This is a genomic window from Caldicellulosiruptor obsidiansis OB47, assembly GCF_000145215.1.
GTDB classification, from domain to species: Bacteria; Bacillota; Thermoanaerobacteria; order Caldicellulosiruptorales; family Caldicellulosiruptoraceae; genus Caldicellulosiruptor; species Caldicellulosiruptor obsidiansis.
This window is the reverse complement of record NC_014392.1, coordinates 1,817,912-1,841,270: the sequence shown is the minus strand read 5'-3', so window position 1 is coordinate 1,841,270 and position 23,359 is coordinate 1,817,912. Positions and strand designations below refer to the sequence as shown.

Sequence of the window (23,359 nt, the reverse complement as noted above, 5' to 3'; positions counted from 1 at the left end):
ATTCAAGAAGAGGTGAATATTTTATGTTGAATAATAGAAGCAAAAGTGTTATCTTTATATTGATAAGCGCCATTTTGATTGGGCTTTTAGTATACCAGATTATGTCGCACTCAAAAGAGAAAGCTGCTACAGATGGAGTTGATTTTAGGCTTTTAGCAGTAGATGGTAAAGAGTATTCATTATTAGATTTTAGGGGCAAAAAGGTTTTGCTCAATTTTTTTGCAACATGGTGTCCACCCTGCAGGGCTGAGATACCCGATTTTGAAAGATTCCATCGCGAAAACAAAGATGTTGTTTTGATTGGCATTAACATTCAAGAGGATAAAGCAACAGTTGAGGAATTCTTAAGTTCAATGGGAGTTACGTACCCAGTACTTCTTGACAGGGATGGGAAGGTTTCTGCACAATTTGGGATTGAAGGAATACCCACAACATTTTTGATTGACAAAAATGGCAAGATAGTTGCCAAAAACGTTGGTATGATGACTTATGAGCAGCTTAAAAAATTTGCTGGTAAATGAAAATACTTCAAGGAAGAGGAAGAAAAAAGATGCTGTATGGAGAGAGGCTTCTTTTTGGAGACATATGGGTTGAAGTTAATGGTTCGGTTGCTTCGGTAGGTATAACTAAGAATTTGGAGATGGAACTTGGTGACATTGTTATATTTGAATTCTTCAAGACATCAGGATATATCCAAGAAGGAGAGGAGTTTGCAAGAATTGAGTCAATCTATAAGACATACACTTTAAAGTCTCCTGTCAGTGGTTATATAAGGTGGGTAAATCGCGAATTACCTTTTGATCCTACTTTATTAAATTTATTACCAGAAGAAACAGAAATAATTAGTATAGACATCCAGCAACTTGTGTGATATAATAATGCAAGCAAATTATTACATACAAAGGGGTTGAATATGCTGATGAAGTTTTCTAAAAAGTTAGTTGCAATAGTTGTTTTAATTGCATTTGCGGTAGCTTTAATTCCATTTTATTCTCATGCTGCTGACTTTCCTGTCACAGTCAAGGATGGAAAGGGGTATAGCATAACTGTAAAACAGAAACCTCAAAGGATTTTGTCGCTTGCGCTTCAGACAGATGAGATTTTGCTCAATATGGTGTCTGCTAACAGAATCGTTGGGCTTTCTATATTTGCTGATGACAAGAACAATTCGAATGTCGTAAATCTTGCTAAGAATGTAAAAGGCAGATATTCGAGCAACGACATTGAAAAGATAATTGCGGCAAACCCTGACCTTGTGATAGTGCCTTATTACATTGACAAGTCAAAGTACGACCTTTTGAAGAAAGGTCTTAAGTGTCCTATATATGTCAGCTTAAATCCAAATTCGATTGCAAATATCAAACAAGAGATAATAAATCTTTCAAAGCTAACTGGTGAAATCCAGAAAGGCCAGGTTCTTATAAAGTACATGGACGATAAAATTAACTTTGTGCAAAAAAAGGTAAAATACTTGAGAAAAAAGAAGTATGTGCTCTTTTACACATACTATTTCAACTCAACATATGGCAAAAATACAACCCAGCATGAGATAGCAAAGTATGCAGGAGTTATAAATATAGCAGCTGTTGCGGGATTGAAAGGCTGGCCAACTATCTCAAAAGAACAAATTTTGGAGTGGGACCCTGACATCATTGTTATTCCATCTGCGTCGTACAATCCAAAAAAGACTTCTCAGCAGTACGTAGAGGAGTTCAAAAAAGACCCTGCTTTCAAAAACCTGAAAGCTGTGAAGAACAACAGTGTAATTATTCTTGATGATAGGCATGTTCAAACAGTTTCGCACTATATTGTTGAAGGTATTTATGACTTGGCAAAAGCTGCGTATCCATATCTTTTCAAATAAGGCTTTTATAAGTGGTGGTGCAGTTGAAAAAGGTTTTGATTATTTTATTCTTTCTGCTTTTGACAGTGTTTATAATATCCATAGGGGTGGGAAGTGTTTTTATCCCTCCCCTTCGTGTTTTAAAGGCACTTTTATCGCTCATAGGTATCAATTTAGGTTGGGTGAATGATACGGATTTGACAATTGTCGGGCAAATAAGACTTCCAAGAATAATAATTGCTATGATTGTTGGGATGAGCTTGGCCTTAGCAGGTGCGCTTGTTCAAGGACTTTACAGAAATCCTATGGCAGACCCAGGAATTATTGGAACGTCAAGCGGGGCAAGTTTAGGTGCCATATTATGTATAGCCTTTTCGCTCAACACCATAAATATATTTTATTTACCATTGTTTGCTTTTGCAGGTGCGCTTTTGATTTCGTTTTTAGTGTATAGGCTTTCAACCAAGAACAACAAAACGCCCATTACAAACCTCATTTTAATTGGTATTGCAGTTTCAACTTTTGTGTCTTCCATAAACTCTTTGATTCTTTCAAACATAAATCAGTATCAGGTAAGCGAATATATATTTTGGATGCTCGGTAGTTTAGACGGTCGAAGCTGGGTACATGTGAAGATTAGCTTTGTTCCTCTTTGTATATTAATACTGTATTCTTTGCTTTTTGCAAAGAGGATAAACATTTTGATACTTGGAGAAGAAGAAAGCTTTACAATTGGGGTAAATCCAGAAAAGTTAAAAAGAAGTTTGCTTTTTCTTGTTTCGCTTATAACAGGGATATCAGTTTCGGTCTCAGGACCGATTAGTTTTGTTGGGCTAATTGTCCCCCACATGCTAAGATTCATTGTTGGAAGCGATTATAGAAGGCTAATACCTGCTTCAATCTTAAGTGGTGGAATATTTTTAATTGTGTGTGATACAATTGCAAGAGCATTGTTTTCACCGGTTGAAGTAAAGGTTGGGATTATAACCTCTTTAGTAGGGGTACCATACTTTTTGTACCTTCTGAAAAAGCGTGAAAATGAGGTGAGTGTATAGAATAATGCCTCTTTTTGTTGAAAACCTTAAATGCGGTTACTCTTATCCCATTGTTGAGATAGATGGAAGGCTTAAGTTCGAAGAAGGAAAAGTCTATGGATTTGTTGGGCCAAATGGAAGTGGTAAAAGTACACTTATAAAGGCTTTAGCAGGGCTTGTCAAAATTTTTGAAGGCAAGATTTGTTTTGGTGATGTGCAGATAAGCAAGTTTTCTGACATAGAAAGAGCAAAGCTTATTTCGTACATGCCACAGCACATCTTTTCAAGCTTTCCGTTTACAGTTCTTGATGTTGTGATGATGGGAAGATTTCCCTATGAAAAGAGCAGGTTCTTTGCTACCTACGAGAGCAAAAAAATTGCAGAGGAGAAAATAGAGCAAGTTGAACTTTCCAGCAAAAAACTTTCGAATATATTGAAGATTTCAGGTGGTGAAAGACAAAGGACTTCCTTTGCACGTGTGCTTGCTCAAAGTAGCAAAGTTTTGCTTTTGGATGAGCCAAATTCAAATCTTGATATTTCTCACCAGGAAAAGATTTTAAGGATTGCAAAACAAGAAGCGTTGGATGGCAAGGTTGTCATAATGGCAATTCACAATCTAAAAATTGCAACAAAAGTATGCGACAGTATTGTTATAATGAAAGACGGCAAGATAGTAGATATTGGAAGACCAGATGAAGTTCTAAATAGGGAAAACATAAAGAGGGTGTATGGTGTTGATGCAATAGTTTACAAAAATCCTTTCGGAATATTTGATATAGAACTTATCCAGAGAGAAGACCCAAAAGCTTTGCACATTCATGTTGTTGCAGGAGGTGGGAGCGCACAACTTCTTTACAGGATGCTGGTTGAAATGGGATGCATGGTGACAACAGGTGTTCTTTCTACAAATGACACAGACTTTGAAACAGCTCAGCTTTTTTCCATCTATACAGTTTTTACAAAACCTTTTATGCCAATTGGAGAAAAAGAGTACATTGAAAATGTCCAACTTATAAGGAAAGCAGACCTGTGTGTGCTGTGCAACATCCCGTTTGGTGTTCAGAACCTGAAAAACTTGGAGGCGCTGAGATATGCTAATAAGCTTTGCATAATTGAAGAGGAGGATATTTCAAAGCGCGATTTTACAGGCGGTTTGGCAACAAATCTTTACAATGAGTTGAAAGAAAAAGCGTTAGTTGTTTCAAACATTGAGAGCTTGAAAGATTATATCTTAAAAGAGACAAACGATAAAATGTCAAGGGGTGATTTAAAATGAATCCAAACAAGGCATGGTGGATAGATACAAACTTTGAAACTGTAAAGAAAAACTTGGAAGCAAGAAACTTTGAATGTTTTGTTGTCGAGAAAAAAGAAGATGTTGTGCCTCTTTTAGAAAAGCTCATTTCAAAAGGCAGTGTGGTATCATGCGGTGGGTCAATGACACTTTTTGAGTGTGGTGTGATAGATTTTCTGAGAAATGGCAATTACAGCTTTTTGGACAGATACAAAGAAGGAATAACGCCTGAGGAGCTTGGTGAGATTTACAGAAAATCTTTCTGGGCTGACTACTATCTTATGTCAACAAACGCAATAACACTTGACGGAAAGCTCATAAACATAGATGGAAACGGCAACAGGCTTGCAGCGCTTCTTTTTGGTCCTAAAAATGTAATAGTGATTGCCGGCAAGAACAAGCTTGTTTTAAACGAGGAGCAAGGTTTGCTGAGGGTAAGAAATATTGCATCTCCCATGAACTCAAAAAGACTTTCAAAAAATACGCCTTGCACCCAGGACGGAAAATGCCATGATTGTTTAAGTAGCGATAGCATCTGCAGCCATATTGTTGTAACAAGAAGGTCTCCAGCAAAGGGCAGGATTAAGGTTGTGCTGGTCAAAGAAGACTTGGGCTTTTAAAGAAGGGGTTGTAATATTTTAGAAATATTGGCGTAACAATTCTGTAAAAAAGGGTTGACAGAATAAAGTGACTTGTAATAAAATAATAACATCAAAATGATAAACTTAATAGGCTGAATGTCTGAGCAAATTGTAAAAATTGCTCAGACAGCGGGAGACCCACAGTAGCCATTGGGGTGAATCGGCAAGAAAGAACTTGCCGTAGGGATAGCCTTCTTGTCCCGAACCCGTCAGCTAATCCCGTAAGCCTCAAGAAGGGAGTTTTTGTATGAATTTTAGATGTTTAATAGCTATAATTCTTGGAATTTTTCTGATGTTTTTTTCTGCAAAAGCTTTTGCCCAGTCAGCCCAGGCGAATTCCACAATAAATATAAGAAGTGCACCTTCAACAAATAGTAAGATTTTAGGGGTTTTCCCCAAAGGGTTTGAAGCTCAAGTTTTGTCAAATGCAGGCGGGTGGGTAAAGATTTCGTATGATGGAATTGTTGGGTATGTAAAGTCTGATTACATAACTATTACAAATGAAAAAAAGAGCACAGTTTCAAATACTTCAAGGGCAAGTACAGAAAAAACGACTGCTAAAGCTGCGCAAGCTACAGTTTTAAAAGACAATGCGCGTTTGAGAAGTGATATGTCAACCTCATCAAAGGTATTAAAGACATTAAAAAGTGGCAGCAAAGTCTATGTCCTGTCAAGAGAGCAAAATGGCTGGGTAAAGGTAAAGACGCTTGATGGGACAGTAGGATATATGGCTTATTATCTTTTGAAGATGCCATTTGAGCTTGCATCAAAAACAGTGTCACGTGGTGGTTTTGAAAGAACTCAAGCAGAAACTTTTAATCTTAGCCTGGCACAGAGAATTTTAGAGTTTGCTCAAAGATTTCGTGGTATAAGATACTCATATGGTGGAACATCGCCATCAACAGGTTTTGACTGTTCAGGATTTGTTCAGTTTGTGTTTAAGAACTTTGGAATACATTTGGAAAGAACAGCAGCTGACATGGCAAGGACAAATGGTGTGAGAATTTCGTATAGTGAAATTGAACCGGGAGATTTGCTTTTCTTTGACACAGATGGCGGGAAAAATTATATAAATCATGTTGGCATATATTTAGGCGGTGGCAAGTTCATTCATGCATCGAGTGCAAGGGGATGTGTAACAGAGACTGACCTGAATTCATATTATGGAAGATTTTTTATGATGGCAAAAAGGGTCATAAGATGAAAGTAAAAGGGGGCTTTTTCCTGAAAAATAGAGGAAAAAGCCCCTTTCAAGTTTAAAAATGCTTTTTACTTTTTTATCAAAGGCAAAATCAGGTTTTTGACATCTTCTTCATTTTCAATAGTAGCATCAACTTTCTTGAGCTGCCAAACCTCAAGATGAGAAATCTCTTTGCCCGGAGCGACAGTGTAAAGTGGACTTAGAGTTTCCATCTCAAGCATGAAATCGGTTGTATATGTTTCGTAAGAACATCCAAAGTCAGGGTACTCTGCACCATCTATATGTTTGTATTGTTTTATAAATAAGTTTCCATCGTTTAAATAGCAAGCCCAGCCGTCTAAATTTGGATATCCAATCTTAAACGGTGGCTTGCAGTTTTTATCCTGTCTTAGGATAATAAAATCTTCACCCCACAAGACTCTATGGTCGTTAAGTTTTGTATATGGCCACATGACCAAAGGATAGCTTGGTAAAAGTCCTGTATCAATCTTTGGAATTGGCATAACTTCAACTCCACCAGGTGCCATTACAGAAAGTGCCCAGATTGCGAACTTGACTTCAAAAAGACCTTTGTTCTTGATTTTGTATGTTACATAAGCCTCCGCTTCTGTTGGGTGAAACTTCAGTTCAATTGTCTTTTGCAAAAAAGTTGTAGTTTCGGTGGGCTGTTTCAGTACAATGCCATTTTCCACAATTTCAAAGTCTATTTTATGATTGTCAGGAAAATAAGAGCGTGGCATAGCTTCGGGACTGTGCCACAGTCTTGTTCCACCATATATTCTCCACTCATCGCCACCAACTTTTCCTGCCTGGTCTTCCACCACGCAGAATACGTTCTTGCCACCTTCAAATCCAAAATGAATTATTCTTGGTCCCACGTCTGTTGTGACAACTGCTTCGATTTTTCCATTAGAAATTTTGTAGCAGTTTTCCCAGCCCATATACTCAACTTTCTTTACCTCAACCATTTTTAATCTCTTCCCCCTTTTCAATTTATTTTGAAAAATATAAAGGCTTAGAATATAATTAAATTATACCTTATCAGGTTGTATTTTCACAAATCAAAAAACAAAAAAGTTGTGTAGATTCATTTTTTGTTTGACAATTTTTAGATGGCAAAAGGGAGAGAAAGGGTATAGAGATGCTAAAAAAGTTCAAACCTGATATGATATGTCAAAGTATATTGAATATTGATCTTGAAAGTCTTATAAAAAGAGGAATAAACTATCTAATTATCGACATAGACAACACAATAGTTGCATGGGGAGAGTTTGATGTAAGAGACGAGATTATTGAGTGGCTTAAAAAGGCTCAAAAGATGGGATTTAAAATTTGCCTTGTTTCGAACAACCAGAAAGATAGAGTCAAAAAAATAGAAAGCATGCTTGGAATTCCTGCCATCTATAATGCTAAAAAACCTTTAAAGTCTGGATTTTTGAAAGCATCGCAGTTGCTTCATCAAGGCAAGAAAAATCATCAAACAGCTGTGATAGGTGATCAGTTCTTCACAGATGTTATAGGCGCAAAAAGGTTAAAACTCTTTGTGATATTGGTCCGACCATTAAAAGAAAAGGAGTTTTTTGTAACAAGGATAAACAGGATTTTTGAAAAGAAAATATTAAAGTACTACGAAAAGGATGAGAGGGAATGAAAAAGCTTTTTTTGATTGGTAAGAGCTTAAAACACTCAATTTCACCTTTTGTTCATAACAAAATTTTGTCTGAATTGGGCATTGACGCGGTTTATTCAAATGTCGAACTCTCTGATTTTGTAAAACTAAAAGAATTTGTTGAGATGGTGAGAAAAGATAAGGATGTTATTGGATTTAACATAACAATTCCTTACAAGGAAGATATTTTGGAGTTTTGTGATGAAGTCTCAGAAGATGTCAGAATAATAAAAGCGGCAAACACAGTGAAGAAAGAGGAAGGGAAGCTTTTGGCTTACAATACCGATTGGATAGGGTTTAAAAAAAGCTTGGAGGATATAGGGGTTGACGTAAAAGACAAAAAAATATTGGTGCTCGGTAGCGGTGGTGCAGCAAAAGCCTGCATCTATGGACTTTACAGGATGGGTGCAAAAGAGGTGTTTGTTGCAAACAGGACATATGAGAAGGCAGAAAGGTTAAGAGAGGTTTTTCAAGACATTTTGAAAATCCTTCCAGTAGAATGGCTAAGAAGATATGAGTTTAAATACGATATAATTATTAACACAACATCTGTGGGAATGTATCCGAATATTGAAAGCAGTCCTTTTGACTTTGAAAACTATGTGGCTGGCATACCAGTTTTTGTATATGATATGATATACAATCCTCCTAAGACCACTTTTTTGGAAAAAGCCGAAAAGAAAGGGTCAAAAACTGAAAATGGTCTTAAGATGCTTGTGTACCAGGCAGTTGAAGCTGAAAAGATTTGGTTTGATATAGTAAATCTTTCTCCAAGTTTTTTACTTGAAATCCTAAAGGAGTGCGAGAAAAAAATATAGCTTGGAAAATATAAGGTTATAGGGTATTAAGACATACAAGAGGCATGTAGATTGGAGGTGGGTTGCTCATTTAAGAGAGGTATGTACCAAAAAACGATAAGTCTCAAATTTCTCCCAAATATGCTAATACAATTTGCAATAACCTTTATATTAATGGAAAATCATTTGTTCAACAAGCTATTACATCCCTCGAAAACACAGAATATTAACACTTTCGGGAACTATATCCTAAAACTTTTTCTTGTTAGAGCAAAAATCTATAGTAATTAGGATAACAAAAAGAGAAATACCAGCAATAAAGCGACAATGTACTCAAAAATCTTTTTACATGTTTTTTTGAATACTCTCATTATTTGTCTCCATTTTAGTAAACACCCAGAACTTATATAAAATATAGTTTACCCCTTGAGCACATAAAGTTGCAAGTATTTTTGCAATTAAAATTGAGTTTGACAGATATAGCCTTGAAAGTTTTATCATTACAATTGAGAGTAGCAATGAGATAATATTTGTAAAGGCAAACTTTACTACTTTTAGTATTATTATACGTCCTTTTGTGCTATCTTCAAATGTCCACTTTTTGTTCATCAAAAAACTGTTGACCATACCAGCCGTGTAGCCAAAAACCTGACTGAAAGAAGAATTAAAATGCAAAATAGAATAGCAAACAAAAAAGACTGCAAAATCAATTGTTGTGTTTATAACCCCTACAATTGAAAATTTGACAAGTTCAAGTAATTGATTGACCTTTGAATGAATTTTTAAAATAAACTTTCTTTTGAGGGATACATTACTCATGTTCATCTTTTGCTATCTCCTCAATAAAATATAGCGGTCGTCTCTTTACCTCTTTATAAATCTTCCCTATATACTCACCAATCAATCCCAGTGCAACAAGCTGAAGCCCGCCTATAAACCAAATTGAAATGGTTAAAGAGGTCCAACCTGCAATGGCTTGTCCTCTTATCTTCTGAACTATTGCATATATCAAAATTGCAATGCTGAGTAAAAACATCAAAAAGCCTGCAAAAGTTATATATTTTATTGGCTTTACAGAAAATGAGGTTATTCCTTCAAAGGCAAAAGAAAGCATCTTTTTGAGTGGATATTTTGTCTTACCTGCAATTCTTTCTTGTCTTTCATAATACACAATTGTTGATTTGAGCCCAATCAGTGGGATTAGCCCCCTTAAGAACAAATTTCTCTCTTCAAACTGCATCAAAAACTCCAAGGCTTTTTTACTCAAAAGCCTGTAATCAGCATGGTTATACACAATTTCAACTCCAAATACCCGCATCAGCTTATAAAAACTCTGTGCTGTAAACCTTTTGAAAAATGTATCAGTTTTTCTGTTGCTTCGAACACCATACACAACATCATAGCCTTCTTCAAACTTTTTGATAAACTCGTCAATCACGTTTATATCATCCTGCAAATCAGCATCCAATGTAATTACACAGTCACAAAACTTCAGAGCATAGCTCATTCCAGCCATCAAAGCATTTTGATGGCCACAGTTTCTCGAAAGTTTTACACCAACAAACTTTATGTCTTTTGTTGCCTCTTTTATTAGCTGCCAAGTTTTGTCTTTGCTCCCATCATCCACAAAGACAATTCTGCTGTTTTCGGATATTAGTCCCTTTTTCAAAAGATCGTCAAACTTTTGCAGCATCTTCTCAATTGTATAAGGAAGCATCTCTTCTTCGTTGTAGCATGGGATTACAAAATATACTTTTGGTAGCATGGTATAAATCCTTTCTTCGTGAATTTTTATTAAATTATATCTCACCTTTTTCAGAACTTCAACTTATAATTATTGAAAGAAAACTATTCTGTTTAATGGATATAAAATTTCAGAAATAACCAATTATTCGGAATAATCATTAATACTTTATCTTCTGTAAGAATAATGCAGGAATTTCTCAACCTTTTTGGTAATAAAAAAATAAAAACTCAGCAGACTACTTCCATGTAACCAAGTAATTAAAAGTATCAATACCACTTCCGGATGTTAGACATTAAAAAATTTTCTTTCTTAGTAACAGAATGAAAAAGAAAATTTCAAAAAGCAAATTAGAGGTTAAAGATTTGACAGCATTGTTAGAGCGAATAATACTTAATTCCTTTCTGGGACTATTTATATGTATTTTAACATAACAAGGAATTCGCTCAATGGTTAATCTTCCTGATTTTAGAACAGCGTATAAAGAGGGGAGCACGAAAAGTGAAGTAATTAAACAAATAATATAAAAAAAGTAATGGAAAGAATTGCCAGCTTCTGTAAAACTTTAGAATCTCTATGGTGTTGTAATTTCTTAGATAGAGGCAGTTTTCAATAAAAAAGTAACTAACAACGTTTAGCACTATCCAAAAATTTTTTAAATTGCGCAATTAATTTAAGCGTAGTATAATAAAAAGTAAGAAAATGTGTAAATTTATTTGCAAAAGGTTCACAAAAATATATGAAAAATATTCGAGGGGGTGTGGGTGATTGAATAAATTAGAAAAATTCATAAAAGAAAATGTGGGAATGTTGGTAGGCGGAGCTTTAGCTCTTATTTTGATTCTGTTTATTTTAGAAGTTGGAATTGTCAAAGCTATCCTGATAACAGTAGTTGTCATTGTTGGAATAATATTAGGTAAAAAGTTTATAACGTATGATAAAATAAAAGAACTTCTGAAAGATAAGAATTAAAATAACCGAAAGTTCAAATAGAGGGGTAGGTGTATCAGAGTGAAAATCTTAATTGTAGATGATGCTGTTTTTATACGAAAGGTTTTAAAGGGAATATTACAAGAATTAGGAGAAGAAGTAGTGGGAGAAGCTTCAAGTGGAAACGAAGCTTTAAGAATGGTTAAGGAATACAGACCTGATGTAGTGACTTTAGACATTACTTTGCCAGATATGAGCGGCTTAGAGCTTTTAAGAAAAATAAAAGAAATTTCATCCTCTACGCAGGTTGTAATGATTACAGCAATTAGCAATCATGAGGTTGTAAAAGAGGCGATGAAAGTTGGAGCCACAAATTATATCACCAAACCGTTTTCCCGAGAAAAAGTTGAAGAGGTTCTGAAAAAAGTAGAGAAAAATATTCAAGCATTGTCTCAGATTGAAAGAAATATAACAAACGAGGAAAGTATATGTCAGAAAGAATTAAGTCAAGCGACAATTGAAACACCTAGTGTGGAGAATGAAAGCAAAAACGAGGAAGTTGCTAAAATTGATGAATTCGTAAAAGTTGAAGGTGAGGAAGGTAAAAGTAAAGTTGATACAACTGAAATTTCAGATGCTCCAGAATTGACCCAAGATCTCTCAGAAAAAAGAAATGAAACAAATAATCAGCAAGAAATCAGCGAAAAAGTTTCAGATTTGATAGAGACAAAGATGGGTGTGTCAGATGAGTTTCTTGAGGATGAAAAAGAAAAAGAAGGAAGTACTACAAGTGTTTTTTACGACGAAGACAAAGGTGAGGAGATAGACGTTGGTATTGTGACTAATATTGAATTTGAGCAGAAAGGTGGAGAAGATATCCTTTCAATTTGTACAAACAAAGAAATAGCTTACAATGTGGGGAGAATGAAATTAGGGAATGGAGTAATAGTTACTATCGAGGAGTGCTTTGTAGCATCAAGTGTCAAACATGAGTATACATTTGAGAATAGTCTTGTTGAGAAAGTAGAAGTAAAAGAAATAAATGGAAATGTATATATTATGGTTCTAACAAAAGCTAAAAAGTTTGATATTCGTGAAAGAGAAGGGAAAATATCAATAGTTCTCAGAAAAAGCAAGGGAGTTATTTCCTACAATAAAAATAATAAATTCATAATGATAGATAATGTGGTGCCTTCCAGTATTCAAGTTGATGCTATCTCCGAGAAAGAATATATCATCAGGATTTTTACCAATGACATAGTATTTAATGAGGGAGAAACTAAAATAGAGGATTTAATAGTAGACAGATATATAGTAGAAAAGAGTGAAAAGGGATATGATGTAAAAGTTATTTTATACAAGGAAGCAAGATATGAAATTATTGAAGGAAGAACATCGGTTGGAATAAAATTTGTGGAAGTAAATATTTTGAAAGATGTCTTAATACATCATTCTGACGAGGAAACACTAATAGAACTTGTAACAAACTCAAGTTCTGTGCCTGTAGTATTGGAGCATGATACCGAGAACGGGGTTGCATACGCCTATTTGCATGGTTATATTGTGGCAAAAACGTTGCTTGAGAGAAGCTTTGAATTCGAAGAGGAGTATCTTGAAAGTCTTAAAATAGTTGAAGTTAGGGAAAAAGGTCAGTCGTATCTTGTTATCTGCTCACCAGTAAAAAGGATTTCGGTTGTAAAAGAAAAAGGCAGAACGTTTATTTCAATAAAACCTAACAAAGCTTTTGTGCTCTACAATTTATTCCAGGAATGCATTGTATTTCAAAATATACTTCCTGAAGAGATTGAAATTAACCATAACCAAATTCAAAACACAATTGAGTTTCATATAAATAACAAATATGTAAATTTGTTGAAAGACCCTATTTTAAACAGTGAGCAATTTGAAGCATTCAGTTCTATTGAGATAGAAAGAGTGGGAAAGGGATACAGCGGAACAATTGTTCTTAAAAATAAAAGCAAAATCGAGGTTGCGCTGTCAAAAGATAGGACGTCGACAAACCTATTTATAATACCATATAGAAAGTTGAATAAAATCAAAGCATTTGAATATGAAGAAAATGGTCCAAAAGCATCTTTAACTCTCAAGGGTGAGGGAGAAATAAAGTATTTAGCAGAAAGAGACAAAGAAAAGGGTGCTGTTACTATTAAAGTTTTAACTGCTTCTTTATGTAATATCGAGCAACCAATAGTTGAATTCAGAGAAGGCTGTATTGAACGGGTAGAGTTCTATGAGCAAGAGGAAGATGTGATAATAAACATTTATAGCAAAGTGGAAGACTTTAATGTAAGATTAGAGAATTCAAACATAATTGTTGAGTTTGAAGCACAAGTTGTAACAGTTAATCCAGTTATTGAAGACGATATGGTGGTATTTGAACTGTCCCGGATAGATTACGATGATGTAGAAGTTATAAAAGACGATGAAAATAATATGTTAATCGTAAAAATAAGAAGAAGGGATATATACATTGAAAAAGGAATCAAATATTTGCAAAGCAAGGTTGTCAAAAGATATCAGGTAGCTCAGGAAAATGGTTATAAACTGTTGATTGATACTGCTGACGAAGTCAGATACTCTGTAGAAAAGAAAGAAGGTAAAATATTTTTGACAGTTGAAAAATGCCCTGTTCTTGAAAAGGTTGAAGTTAAAGAAGTTAACGAAGAGCTGGTGCATGTTGAGTTGCATTTCAACAGAGGTGAAATTAAACCACAGAAGGTTGAAAAAGAAGATGGAAAGCTTAACATCTTGTTAGGAGAGGTATTAACTAAAGAAAAAGATATTGTGTGGAATACCAAATCAAGGAAAGTTGTTAAAAGTATAGATTATATAAGCAGCGAAAAAGTACTTATTTTGTCCATAGAGCATGGTTATGCATTTTGGCAAGTAGTAGTAGAGAACAATGTTATAAAACTTATTTTTGAAGTGAAACATTGTGAAATCTTGGTTGAGGATGAATATATCAAAATACAAAATGTTGAAAGCAATAAAGTGCAAATCTTGAAATTTGAAGATAATGGTTTGCTAATTACTATAATTCCACAAAGCGCAGCTTTTGTAACTTCTAATTCTCTCAAACTAGCTTCAAATAATGTTTTGTATTCTGCAATTGAGCAAGATATAAATCAAACAGAATGGAAAGTTTACGTATTATATAAACCAAACATGATGTTTGAGTCAGAAATTGACAATAATGACGTAATGATAAAAATAACCGCGAAAAAAAACAATTTTGCTGAGAGTGAATTAGGAACATAGAAATAAGGGAAAAGAGGGGAGATTGTTTTGCCTAGAGAAAGAAAGAGAATTGGAGATGTTTTAGTAGAGGCAAAGATAATTACACCTCAGCAACTAGAAGAAGCACTTAAAATTCAAAAGCAGACCAATAAAAAATTGGGAGAGATACTGGTTGAGAAAGGTTATATAACAGAAGATGAGTTAATAGAGATTTTAGAGTTTCAGTTAGGGATACCGCACATAAAATTAGATGTATATCCGATTGATCCTAAGGCAGTTGAAACGATTTCTGAGTCGATTGCACGAAGGCATACCGTTTTGCCGGTAAGTTTTGCTGAAGATGGAAGCCTGATTGTGGCAATGGCGGACCCGCTTAATATATTTGCAATGGAGGATATTGAGATTTATTCAGGCAGAAGAGTGCGGCCACGAATTGCCAAGGCATCCGATATTAAACGTGCGATTGAAAGATTCTATGGTAAGCAAGAAGCTTTAAAAGCAGTTGAAGAGTTGCAAAAAGAAAGTAGCGAAAAGGACAACCAAGCCAAAAGAGCTACTGTTACGCCTCGATTCCAGCTTGGTTTGGAAGATGGAACAGAAGGACCTATTGTAAGACTTGTCAATTCCATTTTTGAACAAGCTATTACATCACGTGCGAGTGATATTCACATTGAACCGTTTGAAAACGAGATAAAAGTTAGATACAGAATTGATGGTGTATTGTATAATGTCTTGAAGTTAGATATTGGGATATTGCCATCACTGGTGGCCAGAATTAAGATTGTAGGTAATATGGACATTGCAGAAAAGAGGATACCACAGGATGGACGAACAACTTACATTTTTTCGGATAAGATTTATGACATGAGAATCTCATCTTTGCCTTGTGTGTATGGCGAAAAGATTGTTGTGCGTGTGATAGACAAAAGTGCATTTGTGCGTTCTAAAACTGAGCTTGGCTTGACTGAAGAAGACGAAGAGAAATATAACAAGCTGATTGCTGCGCCACATGGGATAATCTTGGTCTGTGGTCCTACCGGTAGTGGTAAGTCTACTACGCTTTATACTATTTTAAACGAACTTAACACTGGAACGCGCAACATAATAACCGTTGAGGATCCTGTTGAAAGTACTATAGAAGGTATTAATCAAGTTGAGGTCAATACCAAAGCAGGGTTAACATTTGCAGCGGCGCTGAGATCAATCTTGCGACAGGACCCAGACATAATAATGATTGGTGAGATCCGAGACAGAGAGACAGCTGACATGGCAATCAGGGCTGCTATTACAGGGCATTTAGTGTTGTCAACCATTCATACAAATGATGCAGCAAGTGCAATTACAAGGTTGGTTGACATGGGGATAGAAAACTTTTTGATAAGCTCGTCGTTGGTAGGAGTAATATCACAGAGATTGATAAGAAAACTATGTCCACACTGTAAAGAGCCTTATGAGCCATCAGAGGAAGAAAAAATTCTTCTTGACATAAAGCAAGATGAGAATGTAAAATTATACAGAAAGAGAGGATGTCATATATGTGATAAAAAAGGTTACTATGGTAGAACAGGTGTATATGAAATTCTGATTGTGACAAAAGAGTTGAGAAAACTTATAAACAAAAAAGATGTCAGCAGTGAGGAGATAAAGGAACTTGCTGTCAAACAGGGGATGAAGACACTGCGACAAGCTTGCAAAGAGAGAGTTTTGAATGGAATTACATCAGTTGAAGAATATCTGAAGATTACTTATGCACTTGAATAGTATTATGAGTAAGTACAAGAGGGGAGATTAGGGGAAGGAGGAAGCAAATACTCATGGATATTAATTCAATTCTCAAAGAAGCATTTCTCAAGGAGGCTTCAGATATACATATTACGCCAGGTGTTCCTCCAATTTATCGAATACACGGCAGATTAGTACGGACAGATGATTCAATTCTGACACCTGAGATGGTGGAGGAGTTTGTGCGACAGATCACAAACGAAAACCAGTTTAAAATTCTTGAGCAGAAAGGAGAGATAGACTTTTCGTACAGTATAAAGGGAGTAAGTAGATTCAGGGTAAATGTTTACAGACAAAGAGGTTCGTATTCTATAGCTTTTAGAATAATTCCTGTAAATATACCACCGTTTGAAACACTTGGCCTTCCACCAGTTTTGAAAGAATTTACAAAATTGAATAAAGGGCTTGTTTTAGTTACAGGTCCAACTGGTTCGGGTAAGTCAACAACACTGGCATCGCTGATTGACATAATCAACAAAGAAAGAGATGTACATATAATCACATTAGAGGACCCCATAGAGTATTTGCACAGGCACAACAAGAGTATTATCAATCAAAGAGAGATAGGTAGTGACACACTCAGCTTTGCAGACGCGCTGAGGGCGGCTTTGAGAGAAGATCCTGATGTAATCCTGGTTGGTGAGATGAGGGATTTGGAGACAATTGCGATAGCTTTAACGGCTGCTGAAACAGGACACCTGGTGTTTTCCACACTTCACACAATTGGAGCGGCAAAGACAATAGACCGTATCATTGACGTTTTTCCACCGCATCAACAGCAGCAGATAAGAATTCAGCTATCAACAGTTTTGCAGGGAGTTGTGTCTCAGCAGCTTTTGACCCGTCGTGATGGTAAAGGCAGGGTTGTTGCAACAGAGGTAATGATAGTAAATCCGGCCATAAGAAACCTCATTAGGGAGGCTAAAACGTATCAGATTCAATCAATTATTCAGACGCATCAGCGACAGGGCATGATAACAATGGAACAGTCACTCATAGACTTGTACAAAAGAGGACTTATCAGTCGTGAAGATGCGTTCAACTATGCTACTGACTTTGATTTTATGCAAAGACTGCTCAGTGCATAAGCTTTTCAAATGCTTTTTGGGTTTGGTGGTGTGACGAATAAATTTGGGATGTTAAGGAGAGTAGTGGGGTATGCCGGAGTTTGTTTACAAAGCGGTAGATAGCAGTGGGAAAAATGTTGAGGGGACAATATTGGCAGATACAATTGAGCTTGCAGCAGAAAGCCTGAAGAGGCGTCAGTTGTATATAATAGACTTGCGGGAAAAAGGAGTATGGCAGAAAGATATTTCAGTTCAGTTGCGAAAAAAGATACCTATAAAAGACTTAGCAGTGTTTTGTCGCCAGTTTGCAACAATGCTTATGGCGGGTATACCAATGGTAAGTGCGTTAGATGTCATTGCTGAGCAGTTCAAAGGCAGATATTTCGGAAAGGTATTAGAGGATATACATAAGAAAGTGCAAAGTGGGTCGATGTTGTCGAGAGCTTTAGCAGAAAAGGCTGAGTGTTTTCCAACAATATTGATAAATATGATTGAAGCTGGTGAGATGTCAGGTTCTGTTGATCAGGCACTTGATAGGATGGCTACCCACTTTGAAAAGGAGTTAAAATTACGCCAGAAAATTATAAATGCCTTGATATACCCGGCAATTGTTATTCTTGTTGCAATAGGTGTATTAATAATAATGCTCACATTTGTTGTACCGACTTTTGTAGGGATTTTTAGCGAGCTTAATGTTGAGCTGCCTGCAACCACAAGGTTCATAATCTCTAGCTCCAATTTTATGAGAAACAATTTTATTTTAATAATTATAGTATGCATTTTATTAGTGGTAGCTTACAAGGTAATTAGAAAAACAGACAAAGGTGGATTTTATATAGATAAGTTCAAACTTCAAATTCCAGTCATAGGTAAGATTACCCTTGGACAAATTGTAACAAGGTTTACAAGAACGCTTGGCACGATGACAGCGGCAGGTGTTAGTATAGTGATAGCTCTTGAGACCACAAAAAATGTCATGACAAATGTATTTGTGGAGAAGAAGTTTGAAGAGGTTATTGAAAGGGTGCAGAAGGGAGAGGGTTTGAGCTATCCTATTGCTGATGTGGGGATTTTCCCAAGGCTTGTTGAAATTATGATAAGAACCGGTGAAGAAAGTGGTAATTTGGAATATATGCTCAACAAAGCAGCAGATTACTATGAGAATGAGGTTGAAAATCAGGTGACAAGGCTCACATCGGTATTTGAGCCGATAATGATTGTGTTGCTTGCTATCATGGTTGGTTTCTTGCTGGCGTCAATAATCTTGCCGATATTCAAATTGTATGGAAGTGTTGGTGCGTAAAAAACTCAAAGATGTATAAAAAGGCGGGGAAAATTAAATTGAAAAGAAAAGGATTTACCTTGATTGAGCTGGTGGTAGTGGTTGCTATCCTGGGTGTGATTATTGCTATAGCCGTTCCCCAGGTTTTAAAGAATATAAATAAGGCAAGAAAGTCAGCTGATATACAAAATGCAAGGCATATTGCATATGCGTTTTACCTTTTCGAGGAAGATAGCGGGAAAAGTTTAAATGTGCTGATACCTGATAACAATTTTCACAAAATTGACTCAGATGTTGTAAGTTTAAGTCCTCAATATAGTTTTAAGCTCAGCGATTATATTTCAGGAAGCGTGCCAAAGCCAGTTTACCGACGTTCCTACTACTTCTACTATAAACTTGATAGTGTTTTGAAGGTTTATAGTGGAGATGGAACTAACTTTTACGAACTTTTTCCAAATGTAGATCCAGGTTACTAAAAATTTTAGAAAACTAAGAGGGGGCGATTTGAAAGATGATGGCTTGGCTTGTAAAGCAGGTTAACAGAAAGCACAAAGGTTTTACATTAATTGAGATGGTTATAGTTGTTGCAATAATTGCAATCTTGATTGCAATTGCGGTACCTCAAGTATTAAAACAGATAAACAAGTCAAAAATTGAGGCTGATAAGGCAAATGCAAAGAATATTGCAACAGCTATTCAGCAGTGGGTTTCAGAGGGAAATGTGTTGAATAATACAGCTAGCTGGGTGAAAATAGAAAATAACGTTCCTGTTAACACTGGTAACGGTATAGTAGATTACTTGGGTAGTGGACTTCCAAAGACGAAGTTAAAAAATGGGGATTTTTATTACACATATGATGCGAATAATCAAGTATTGAAAATAGGTGCTGAAAATTCTGCTGGTAATATTGTGGAGCTCTATCCGTCTCCAGATCCAAACTACAAGTAATGTATGTGAATTAGTTGGTATTCTTATTTCATTTTGAAGGAGTATACCAAAGATGTTAGAGACAATAGTAGGAGCGTTGGGATTGGTGTTTGGTAGCTTCCTGAATGTATGCATATATAGAATACCTCGAGGGGAATCAATTATATTCCCCTCGAGTCATTGTCCAAATTGTGGAAGAAAGATAAGATGGTTTGATTTAATTCCCATCTTAAGCTTTATTATCTTGAAAGGAAAGTGCAGATATTGCAAAAGCCCAATTTCACCTTTATACCCGGCTGTTGAAGCTGTGTGTTGTTTGCTTGCAATAGCAAGCACAAGAGTGTATGGTTTGAGTGTATCAGCTTTTTTATTATTTTTGATTGGCTGTATCCTGATATACATTTCAGTTGTAGATTTCAAAACTTACGAGATGAGCGTAACAAGTATTCTTTTGCTTGCCATTTTAAAGTTTGGGTTTGAGGTGAGTTTAAAAGGGGTTTTAAAAACCTCAATGACGTTTGTGGTGCTTGGACCAATTTTAAATGCTCTTCTGGTAGGGCTTATATACTTAATTACCCGGGGCAATGCAATGGGGTTAGGGGATGTTTTGCTTTTGATGGCAGGAGGTGTAGGATTTACAGTAAGACAGGCAATTGTGTGCAATTTCGTGGCATTTTTGGTAGCATTTTTATATGTTTTAGGTTTGAAGCTTGTTCAAAGCATTTTAAAGGGAAACGAGAAAAAGAGGGAGATTCCGTTTGGTCCGTTCATATCAATTGGCATATTTGTGTCAACAGTGGCAGGTGAAAGGATTGCTGATCTTTACTATCAGCTAATAATAGTGAGGTAGGTATTTGATGTATGTTGTAAAAAATCTGATGGAAGAGGTTGTTCAAAAATACTATGAGAAAATAATTGATGAATTGGATGTTTGCAGGTGCGAAAAGTGCAAAGCTGACGTTATGGCGTTGGCACTGAATAGACTTCCACCTCGATATTGCGTGACAGAAGAAGGTAAGATGTATGTTAAATTAAAAGAGTTAGAAATTCAGTTTGAGGTTGACATAATTGCTGCGCTGGCAGCAGCGGCGTATATAGTTAAAAATAATATAAGGCATGAAGAAAGGGATTGTAAGAATGAAATGTAAGGGATTTTCCCTAAGCGAAATGATAATTGTCATTGCGATAATTGCAATATTGTTAGCAATTGGGATACCGGCTTATCTGGCATCTGTTCGCCGGGCAGAAGTCAAAAACGTTGCCAATGGGCTTGCTGATATGCTGTCAATGCTCTACGAGTATGAAGACAAAGAAGTAGTATTTGATAAATACTTTGTCAAAATCAATAACCATATTGTGCCAGATCCGGTAACAGGTGAGACGTATTTACAGATCCAGCTTGTAAAATATGAAAGTGGAACGGAAAAGGTATTAAAGGAACTAAAAAGCAAGAGCGCTGAGTTAGACTCTGACGTGATAGTTACAGGAGCTGGACCAATTGCAACCTATCTATATTATGACAATAAAGGAATATTGTGGCGTTTTTCAGGTTCACCGGGTGGGAGGAGCAATGAAAGTTATTTTCCAAATGCAAATAAGGTGTTTGTTGTAAGAATAAGAGGGATAACAGGCGGTTATCAAAAAAAGGTTATTGTCAGGGTAATGCCACCAGGGAGTGTTGAAGTTAAATGAGATGTAATTTGAAAATAAAAAGTGATTTTAAATTAAAAGGTTTGACGCTTGTTGAGCTGATAGTAGTTGTTGCAATTGTTGCAATAATCCTTGGCGCAATTTATTCCTTTTTTATTCAGAACTTCAAAGTTGCACAGGAGAACATTAACATAGCCAGGATTGAGGGTGAAGCAAAAAGATTAAACGATCAGGTAAAGCAGTGGCTGTCTATGTCTGACCAGGCCAGTATTCAGTATTCGGTTGTTGGCACAACAAAAGTAATAACAATGGATGTATATCAAAGCGACTTGCCAGCACCAACTGCCCGACCTGATTTTAGAATAAAGCTTGTGTATGATAGTGGTTCTAAAAAAATTAGTATTGAGAAGATATTTCTGGCATCTTCAAGTAGTCCCACTGTCCCATCACCTATAGCCTTCACCTTTTTAGATGGGCTGGTTACCAGATTTGATTGTATTTTTGTTTCGGGTTCAAAGATAGTAATTGAATATGAGGTTGTTATAAACAAGCGTGGTTCTAACCTAATAACAAGAGTATACAAAATAGAACATGTTTTTCGCACCTTTTGATGTAACGAAAGAATATACAGGCAGAAATTTTTTGAAATTTATTCGAGGTGAATCTGATGAGTGAAAAAGTAGTTGTGGAAATAGGAAAAAACTACATAAGAGTGGCCGAAGGTAAGTTTCAAAATAGCAGCATAGAAATCAATAGATTTTTTGAAAAAAATCTCGATGATAACATAATCAAAGAGGATATTAAGGTTGACGATGTTCTTTTGCAGATAGAACTTAGAAGCCTTTTCAATCAAAATAAGGTTGGCAAGAAAAATGTTAATGTTATATTTTCAGGGATTTCAAACATTTTGATAAGAGAATTAGAAATGCCTTACGTTGCCGATGATAAAATATACAACATGATACGCCATGAGGCAAGACAATATTTCCCAATAAACATAGATAGTTATATACTTGATTATAAGCAACTTAAAATATTTGACGAAGGGAAGATTAAAAAGCAAAAGATACTTATTGTTGGTGTACATAGATTTTTAATAGAAGGTGTAATAAATGCCTTTAAAAATGCAGGAATAAAAATATCTAAGATTGATATTGAGCCAAATTCAATTGTTAAACTATTCAAAAACGAAAGAAAGCTGAACAAACAAGAAGATGATAACTCATACATGATAGTGAATATCACCCGAAATGGAGTTTCTACTTCTGTTGTTGCGAACAATGAACTTTGTGCCACAAAGCTATTTTCGCTTGTTCAGCTTGAAGAGATGTTTAAAGAAAATTCTGAGCAATCTTATGATTATGAATTTAGCTTAATTGAAGATCTTATTTCTGAAAGCGTAATTAAGTTTTATGACTTTGTACGAACAAGGGAAGAACCTATAACAAACATAAAGAAAATATACTTAACAGGAGAGGTATGTCAACATATTGATATTAGTAGTCTTTTGAGAAGAAGACTGAATATGGATGTAGAACTTGTGAGCGATTTTAAGTCTGTCAGAAAGATTGAATCACAGGAAAAAAGTGTGATGTTTGCATATGCAACAGCTTTCAGTGGGTTGATTTAGAAGACACAGTGATATTGGAGGGCAAAGGAGGCAGGAGGTAGTGCCAGTTTTAAAGGATATAAATTTGTTAGAGGCATACAGTAAGCAATATAAAGTGAGCGAAGAGAAGGCAAGCGGTGCATTAATAATTGCTCTAATATCAGTAATTGGTGTGTGTATATTGGTATCTGTACTTATGTTTGTTCAGATAATTTCCTATTCCATGAAAATCAGCAGTACTACGACAGAAATAAACTCGAAGAGGACAATTGTGAACAAGATACAGAGAGATTTAAAGATAAAAGAGGCATATGATATAAAAATTGGGTTTGTTAATCAAAAGAAAAATGAAAACCGAAAGTTAAAGGAATTGCTTACTACTCTTGAGAAACTAACTCCCCAAAATCTGACATTTGAGATGCTGCAGATAGAAAATAATAAACTTAATTGCAGAGTGGCAAGCAAGAATGTTGAGAGTGTAGTTCAGTTTGTTTACAGTCTATCTAATGATCCACACTTTGCAAATGTAGTATTTAATGGTGCAAATGATGTGGAAGGTATCAAAAAAGCTGATGTGAGTGCTGATATAAGATAAGAAGTTTTAAGAATTTTAAGATCAGTTTAATGAAG

General features: G+C 35.6%; 25 protein-coding genes and 1 riboswitch. Of the genes, 22 read left to right on the top strand and 3 right to left on the bottom strand.

All coding sequences use genetic code 11. The features are described from left to right. Positions 1-23 precede the first annotated feature (23 nt). The 7 genes from COB47_RS08560 (at position 24) to COB47_RS08530 (ending at position 6,016) form a co-directional block, all read left to right on the top strand. Positions 24-521 carry a TlpA family protein disulfide reductase gene (locus COB47_RS08560; RefSeq protein WP_013290982.1) on the top strand — a complete coding sequence of 166 codons (498 nt, stop codon included), beginning with the start codon at positions 24-26 and terminating at the stop codon, positions 519-521. Positions 522-550: 29 nt separating this feature from the next. Next, positions 551-871 (top strand): glycine cleavage system protein H, encoded by a 321-nt coding sequence (locus COB47_RS08555; RefSeq protein WP_013290981.1) that lies wholly within the window; start codon positions 551-553, stop codon positions 869-871. A 42-nt stretch (positions 872-913) separates the two neighbouring features. After that, complete coding sequence (locus tag COB47_RS08550; protein ID WP_013290980.1) at positions 914-1,864, top strand: ABC transporter substrate-binding protein; 951 nt, start codon at positions 914-916, stop codon at positions 1,862-1,864. 23 nt (positions 1,865-1,887) lie between these two features. Continuing rightward, positions 1,888-2,898: a FecCD family ABC transporter permease gene (locus tag COB47_RS08545; RefSeq protein WP_013290979.1), complete on the top strand. Its 1,011-nt coding sequence runs from the start codon at positions 1,888-1,890 to the stop codon at positions 2,896-2,898. Positions 2,899-2,902: 4 nt separating this feature from the next. Further along, positions 2,903-4,153: an ABC transporter ATP-binding protein gene (locus COB47_RS08540; RefSeq protein ID WP_013290978.1), complete on the top strand. Its 1,251-nt coding sequence runs from the start codon at positions 2,903-2,905 to the stop codon at positions 4,151-4,153. Continuing rightward, positions 4,150-4,791, top strand: a complete 642-nt coding sequence (locus tag COB47_RS08535; RefSeq protein WP_013290977.1) for a lactate utilization protein — start codon at positions 4,150-4,152, stop codon at positions 4,789-4,791. The genes COB47_RS08540 and COB47_RS08535 overlap by 4 nt, the downstream gene beginning before the upstream one ends. Before the next feature lie 101 nt (positions 4,792-4,892). Continuing rightward, positions 4,893-5,055, top strand: a riboswitch (cyclic di-AMP (ydaO/yuaA leader). A gap of 4 nt (positions 5,056-5,059) precedes the next feature. Further along, complete coding sequence (locus COB47_RS08530) at positions 5,060-6,016, top strand: C40 family peptidase (protein WP_013290976.1); 957 nt, start codon at positions 5,060-5,062, stop codon at positions 6,014-6,016. Positions 6,017-6,081: 65 nt separating this feature from the next. Here the strand turns inward: COB47_RS08530 and COB47_RS08525 are convergent, their stop codons facing one another. Beyond that, complete coding sequence (locus tag COB47_RS08525; protein WP_013290975.1) at positions 6,082-6,981, bottom strand: hypothetical protein; 900 nt, start codon at positions 6,979-6,981, stop codon at positions 6,082-6,084. A gap of 173 nt (positions 6,982-7,154) precedes the next feature. On the opposite strand from COB47_RS08525, the gene COB47_RS08520 reads away from it, so the two are divergent. Together COB47_RS08520 and aroE are read left to right on the top strand one after the other, a co-directional pair. Beyond that, complete coding sequence (locus tag COB47_RS08520; protein WP_013290974.1) at positions 7,155-7,664, top strand: YqeG family HAD IIIA-type phosphatase; 510 nt, start codon at positions 7,155-7,157, stop codon at positions 7,662-7,664. After that, positions 7,661-8,500 carry a shikimate dehydrogenase gene (aroE, locus tag COB47_RS08515; RefSeq protein WP_013290973.1) on the top strand — a complete coding sequence of 280 codons (840 nt, stop codon included), beginning with the start codon at positions 7,661-7,663 and terminating at the stop codon, positions 8,498-8,500. The genes COB47_RS08520 and aroE overlap by 4 nt, the downstream gene beginning before the upstream one ends. Before the next feature lie 324 nt (positions 8,501-8,824). Here the strand turns inward: aroE and COB47_RS08505 are convergent, their stop codons facing one another. Beyond that, a complete protein-coding gene (locus COB47_RS08505; RefSeq protein ID WP_013290972.1) occupies positions 8,825-9,304 on the bottom strand; it encodes a GtrA family protein in 480 nt (159 codons plus the stop codon). Then, positions 9,291-10,244, bottom strand: coding sequence for a glycosyltransferase family 2 protein (locus COB47_RS08500; RefSeq protein WP_013290971.1), 954 nt, complete (start codon positions 10,242-10,244; stop codon positions 9,291-9,293). The genes COB47_RS08505 and COB47_RS08500 overlap by 14 nt, the downstream gene beginning before the upstream one ends. Before the next feature lie 747 nt (positions 10,245-10,991). Between COB47_RS08500 and COB47_RS08495 the strand changes: the two genes are divergently transcribed. From COB47_RS08495 to COB47_RS08435, 13 genes are all read left to right on the top strand, one after another. Beyond that, complete coding sequence (locus COB47_RS08495; protein WP_013290970.1) at positions 10,992-11,195, top strand: DUF2273 domain-containing protein; 204 nt, start codon at positions 10,992-10,994, stop codon at positions 11,193-11,195. 39 nt (positions 11,196-11,234) lie between these two features. Next, the gene (locus COB47_RS08490) at positions 11,235-14,432 is read left to right on the top strand and encodes a response regulator (protein WP_013290969.1); all 3,198 of its coding nucleotides are present in this window, start codon (positions 11,235-11,237) and stop codon (positions 14,430-14,432) included. 27 nt (positions 14,433-14,459) lie between these two features. Next, a complete protein-coding gene (locus tag COB47_RS08485; protein ID WP_013290968.1) occupies positions 14,460-16,172 on the top strand; it encodes a GspE/PulE family protein in 1,713 nt (570 codons plus the stop codon). Between the two features lie 53 nt (positions 16,173-16,225). Continuing rightward, on the top strand, positions 16,226-17,281 hold the full coding sequence (locus COB47_RS08480) for a type IV pilus twitching motility protein PilT (protein ID WP_013290967.1): 1,056 nt from the start codon (positions 16,226-16,228) through the stop codon (positions 17,279-17,281). Between the two features lie 70 nt (positions 17,282-17,351). Then, positions 17,352-18,563, top strand: a complete 1,212-nt coding sequence (locus tag COB47_RS08475) for a type II secretion system F family protein (protein WP_013290966.1) — start codon at positions 17,352-17,354, stop codon at positions 18,561-18,563. Positions 18,564-18,601: 38 nt separating this feature from the next. Further along, positions 18,602-19,018, top strand: a complete 417-nt coding sequence (locus COB47_RS08470) for a type II secretion system protein (RefSeq protein ID WP_013290965.1) — start codon at positions 18,602-18,604, stop codon at positions 19,016-19,018. A 35-nt stretch (positions 19,019-19,053) separates the two neighbouring features. Further along, positions 19,054-19,491 carry a type II secretion system protein gene (locus COB47_RS08465; RefSeq protein WP_013290964.1) on the top strand — a complete coding sequence of 146 codons (438 nt, stop codon included), beginning with the start codon at positions 19,054-19,056 and terminating at the stop codon, positions 19,489-19,491. Between the two features lie 52 nt (positions 19,492-19,543). Next, positions 19,544-20,320 (top strand): prepilin peptidase, encoded by a 777-nt coding sequence (locus COB47_RS08460; RefSeq protein ID WP_013290963.1) that lies wholly within the window; start codon positions 19,544-19,546, stop codon positions 20,318-20,320. 7 nt (positions 20,321-20,327) lie between these two features. Further along, complete coding sequence (locus tag COB47_RS08455) at positions 20,328-20,618, top strand: late competence development ComFB family protein (protein WP_013290962.1); 291 nt, start codon at positions 20,328-20,330, stop codon at positions 20,616-20,618. Further along, positions 20,608-21,162 carry a prepilin-type N-terminal cleavage/methylation domain-containing protein gene (locus COB47_RS08450; RefSeq protein WP_013290961.1) on the top strand — a complete coding sequence of 185 codons (555 nt, stop codon included), beginning with the start codon at positions 20,608-20,610 and terminating at the stop codon, positions 21,160-21,162. Before COB47_RS08455 ends, COB47_RS08450 begins: the two co-directional genes overlap by 11 nt. Continuing rightward, the gene (locus COB47_RS08445) at positions 21,159-21,731 is read left to right on the top strand and encodes a prepilin-type N-terminal cleavage/methylation domain-containing protein (protein ID WP_013290960.1); all 573 of its coding nucleotides are present in this window, start codon (positions 21,159-21,161) and stop codon (positions 21,729-21,731) included. The genes COB47_RS08450 and COB47_RS08445 overlap by 4 nt, the downstream gene beginning before the upstream one ends. A 56-nt stretch (positions 21,732-21,787) precedes the next feature. Then, positions 21,788-22,750, top strand: a complete 963-nt coding sequence (gene pilM / locus COB47_RS08440; RefSeq protein WP_013290959.1) for a type IV pilus biogenesis protein PilM — start codon at positions 21,788-21,790, stop codon at positions 22,748-22,750. A 40-nt stretch (positions 22,751-22,790) separates the two neighbouring features. Beyond that, complete coding sequence (locus tag COB47_RS08435; RefSeq protein WP_013290958.1) at positions 22,791-23,324, top strand: PilN domain-containing protein; 534 nt, start codon at positions 22,791-22,793, stop codon at positions 23,322-23,324. Positions 23,325-23,359: the final 35 nt, after the last annotated feature.

Coding starts and splice junctions, on each gene's coding strand:
- COB47_RS08445 (WP_013290960.1), top strand. CDS start 21,159: ATGAGATGTAATTTGAAAATAAAAAGTGATTTTAAATTAAAAGGTTTG.
- COB47_RS08475 (WP_013290966.1), top strand. CDS start 17,352: ATGCCGGAGTTTGTTTACAAAGCGGTAGATAGCAGTGGGAAAAATGTT.
- COB47_RS08525 (WP_013290975.1), bottom strand. CDS start 6,981: ATGGTTGAGGTAAAGAAAGTTGAGTATATGGGCTGGGAAAACTGCTAC.
- COB47_RS08460 (WP_013290963.1), top strand. CDS start 19,544: ATGTTAGAGACAATAGTAGGAGCGTTGGGATTGGTGTTTGGTAGCTTC.
- COB47_RS08500 (WP_013290971.1), bottom strand. CDS start 10,244: ATGCTACCAAAAGTATATTTTGTAATCCCATGCTACAACGAAGAAGAG.
- pilM (WP_013290959.1), top strand. CDS start 21,788: ATGAGTGAAAAAGTAGTTGTGGAAATAGGAAAAAACTACATAAGAGTG.
- COB47_RS08480 (WP_013290967.1), top strand. CDS start 16,226: ATGGATATTAATTCAATTCTCAAAGAAGCATTTCTCAAGGAGGCTTCA.
- COB47_RS08520 (WP_013290974.1), top strand. CDS start 7,155: ATGCTAAAAAAGTTCAAACCTGATATGATATGTCAAAGTATATTGAAT.
- COB47_RS08540 (WP_013290978.1), top strand. CDS start 2,903: ATGCCTCTTTTTGTTGAAAACCTTAAATGCGGTTACTCTTATCCCATT.
- COB47_RS08555 (WP_013290981.1), top strand. CDS start 551: ATGCTGTATGGAGAGAGGCTTCTTTTTGGAGACATATGGGTTGAAGTT.
- COB47_RS08455 (WP_013290962.1), top strand. CDS start 20,328: ATGTATGTTGTAAAAAATCTGATGGAAGAGGTTGTTCAAAAATACTAT.
- COB47_RS08535 (WP_013290977.1), top strand. CDS start 4,150: ATGAATCCAAACAAGGCATGGTGGATAGATACAAACTTTGAAACTGTA.
- COB47_RS08550 (WP_013290980.1), top strand. CDS start 914: ATGCTGATGAAGTTTTCTAAAAAGTTAGTTGCAATAGTTGTTTTAATT.
- COB47_RS08505 (WP_013290972.1), bottom strand. CDS start 9,304: ATGAACATGAGTAATGTATCCCTCAAAAGAAAGTTTATTTTAAAAATT.
- COB47_RS08530 (WP_013290976.1), top strand. CDS start 5,060: ATGAATTTTAGATGTTTAATAGCTATAATTCTTGGAATTTTTCTGATG.
- aroE (WP_013290973.1), top strand. CDS start 7,661: ATGAAAAAGCTTTTTTTGATTGGTAAGAGCTTAAAACACTCAATTTCA.
- COB47_RS08465 (WP_013290964.1), top strand. CDS start 19,054: ATGATGGCTTGGCTTGTAAAGCAGGTTAACAGAAAGCACAAAGGTTTT.
- COB47_RS08560 (WP_013290982.1), top strand. CDS start 24: ATGTTGAATAATAGAAGCAAAAGTGTTATCTTTATATTGATAAGCGCC.
- COB47_RS08450 (WP_013290961.1), top strand. CDS start 20,608: ATGAAATGTAAGGGATTTTCCCTAAGCGAAATGATAATTGTCATTGCG.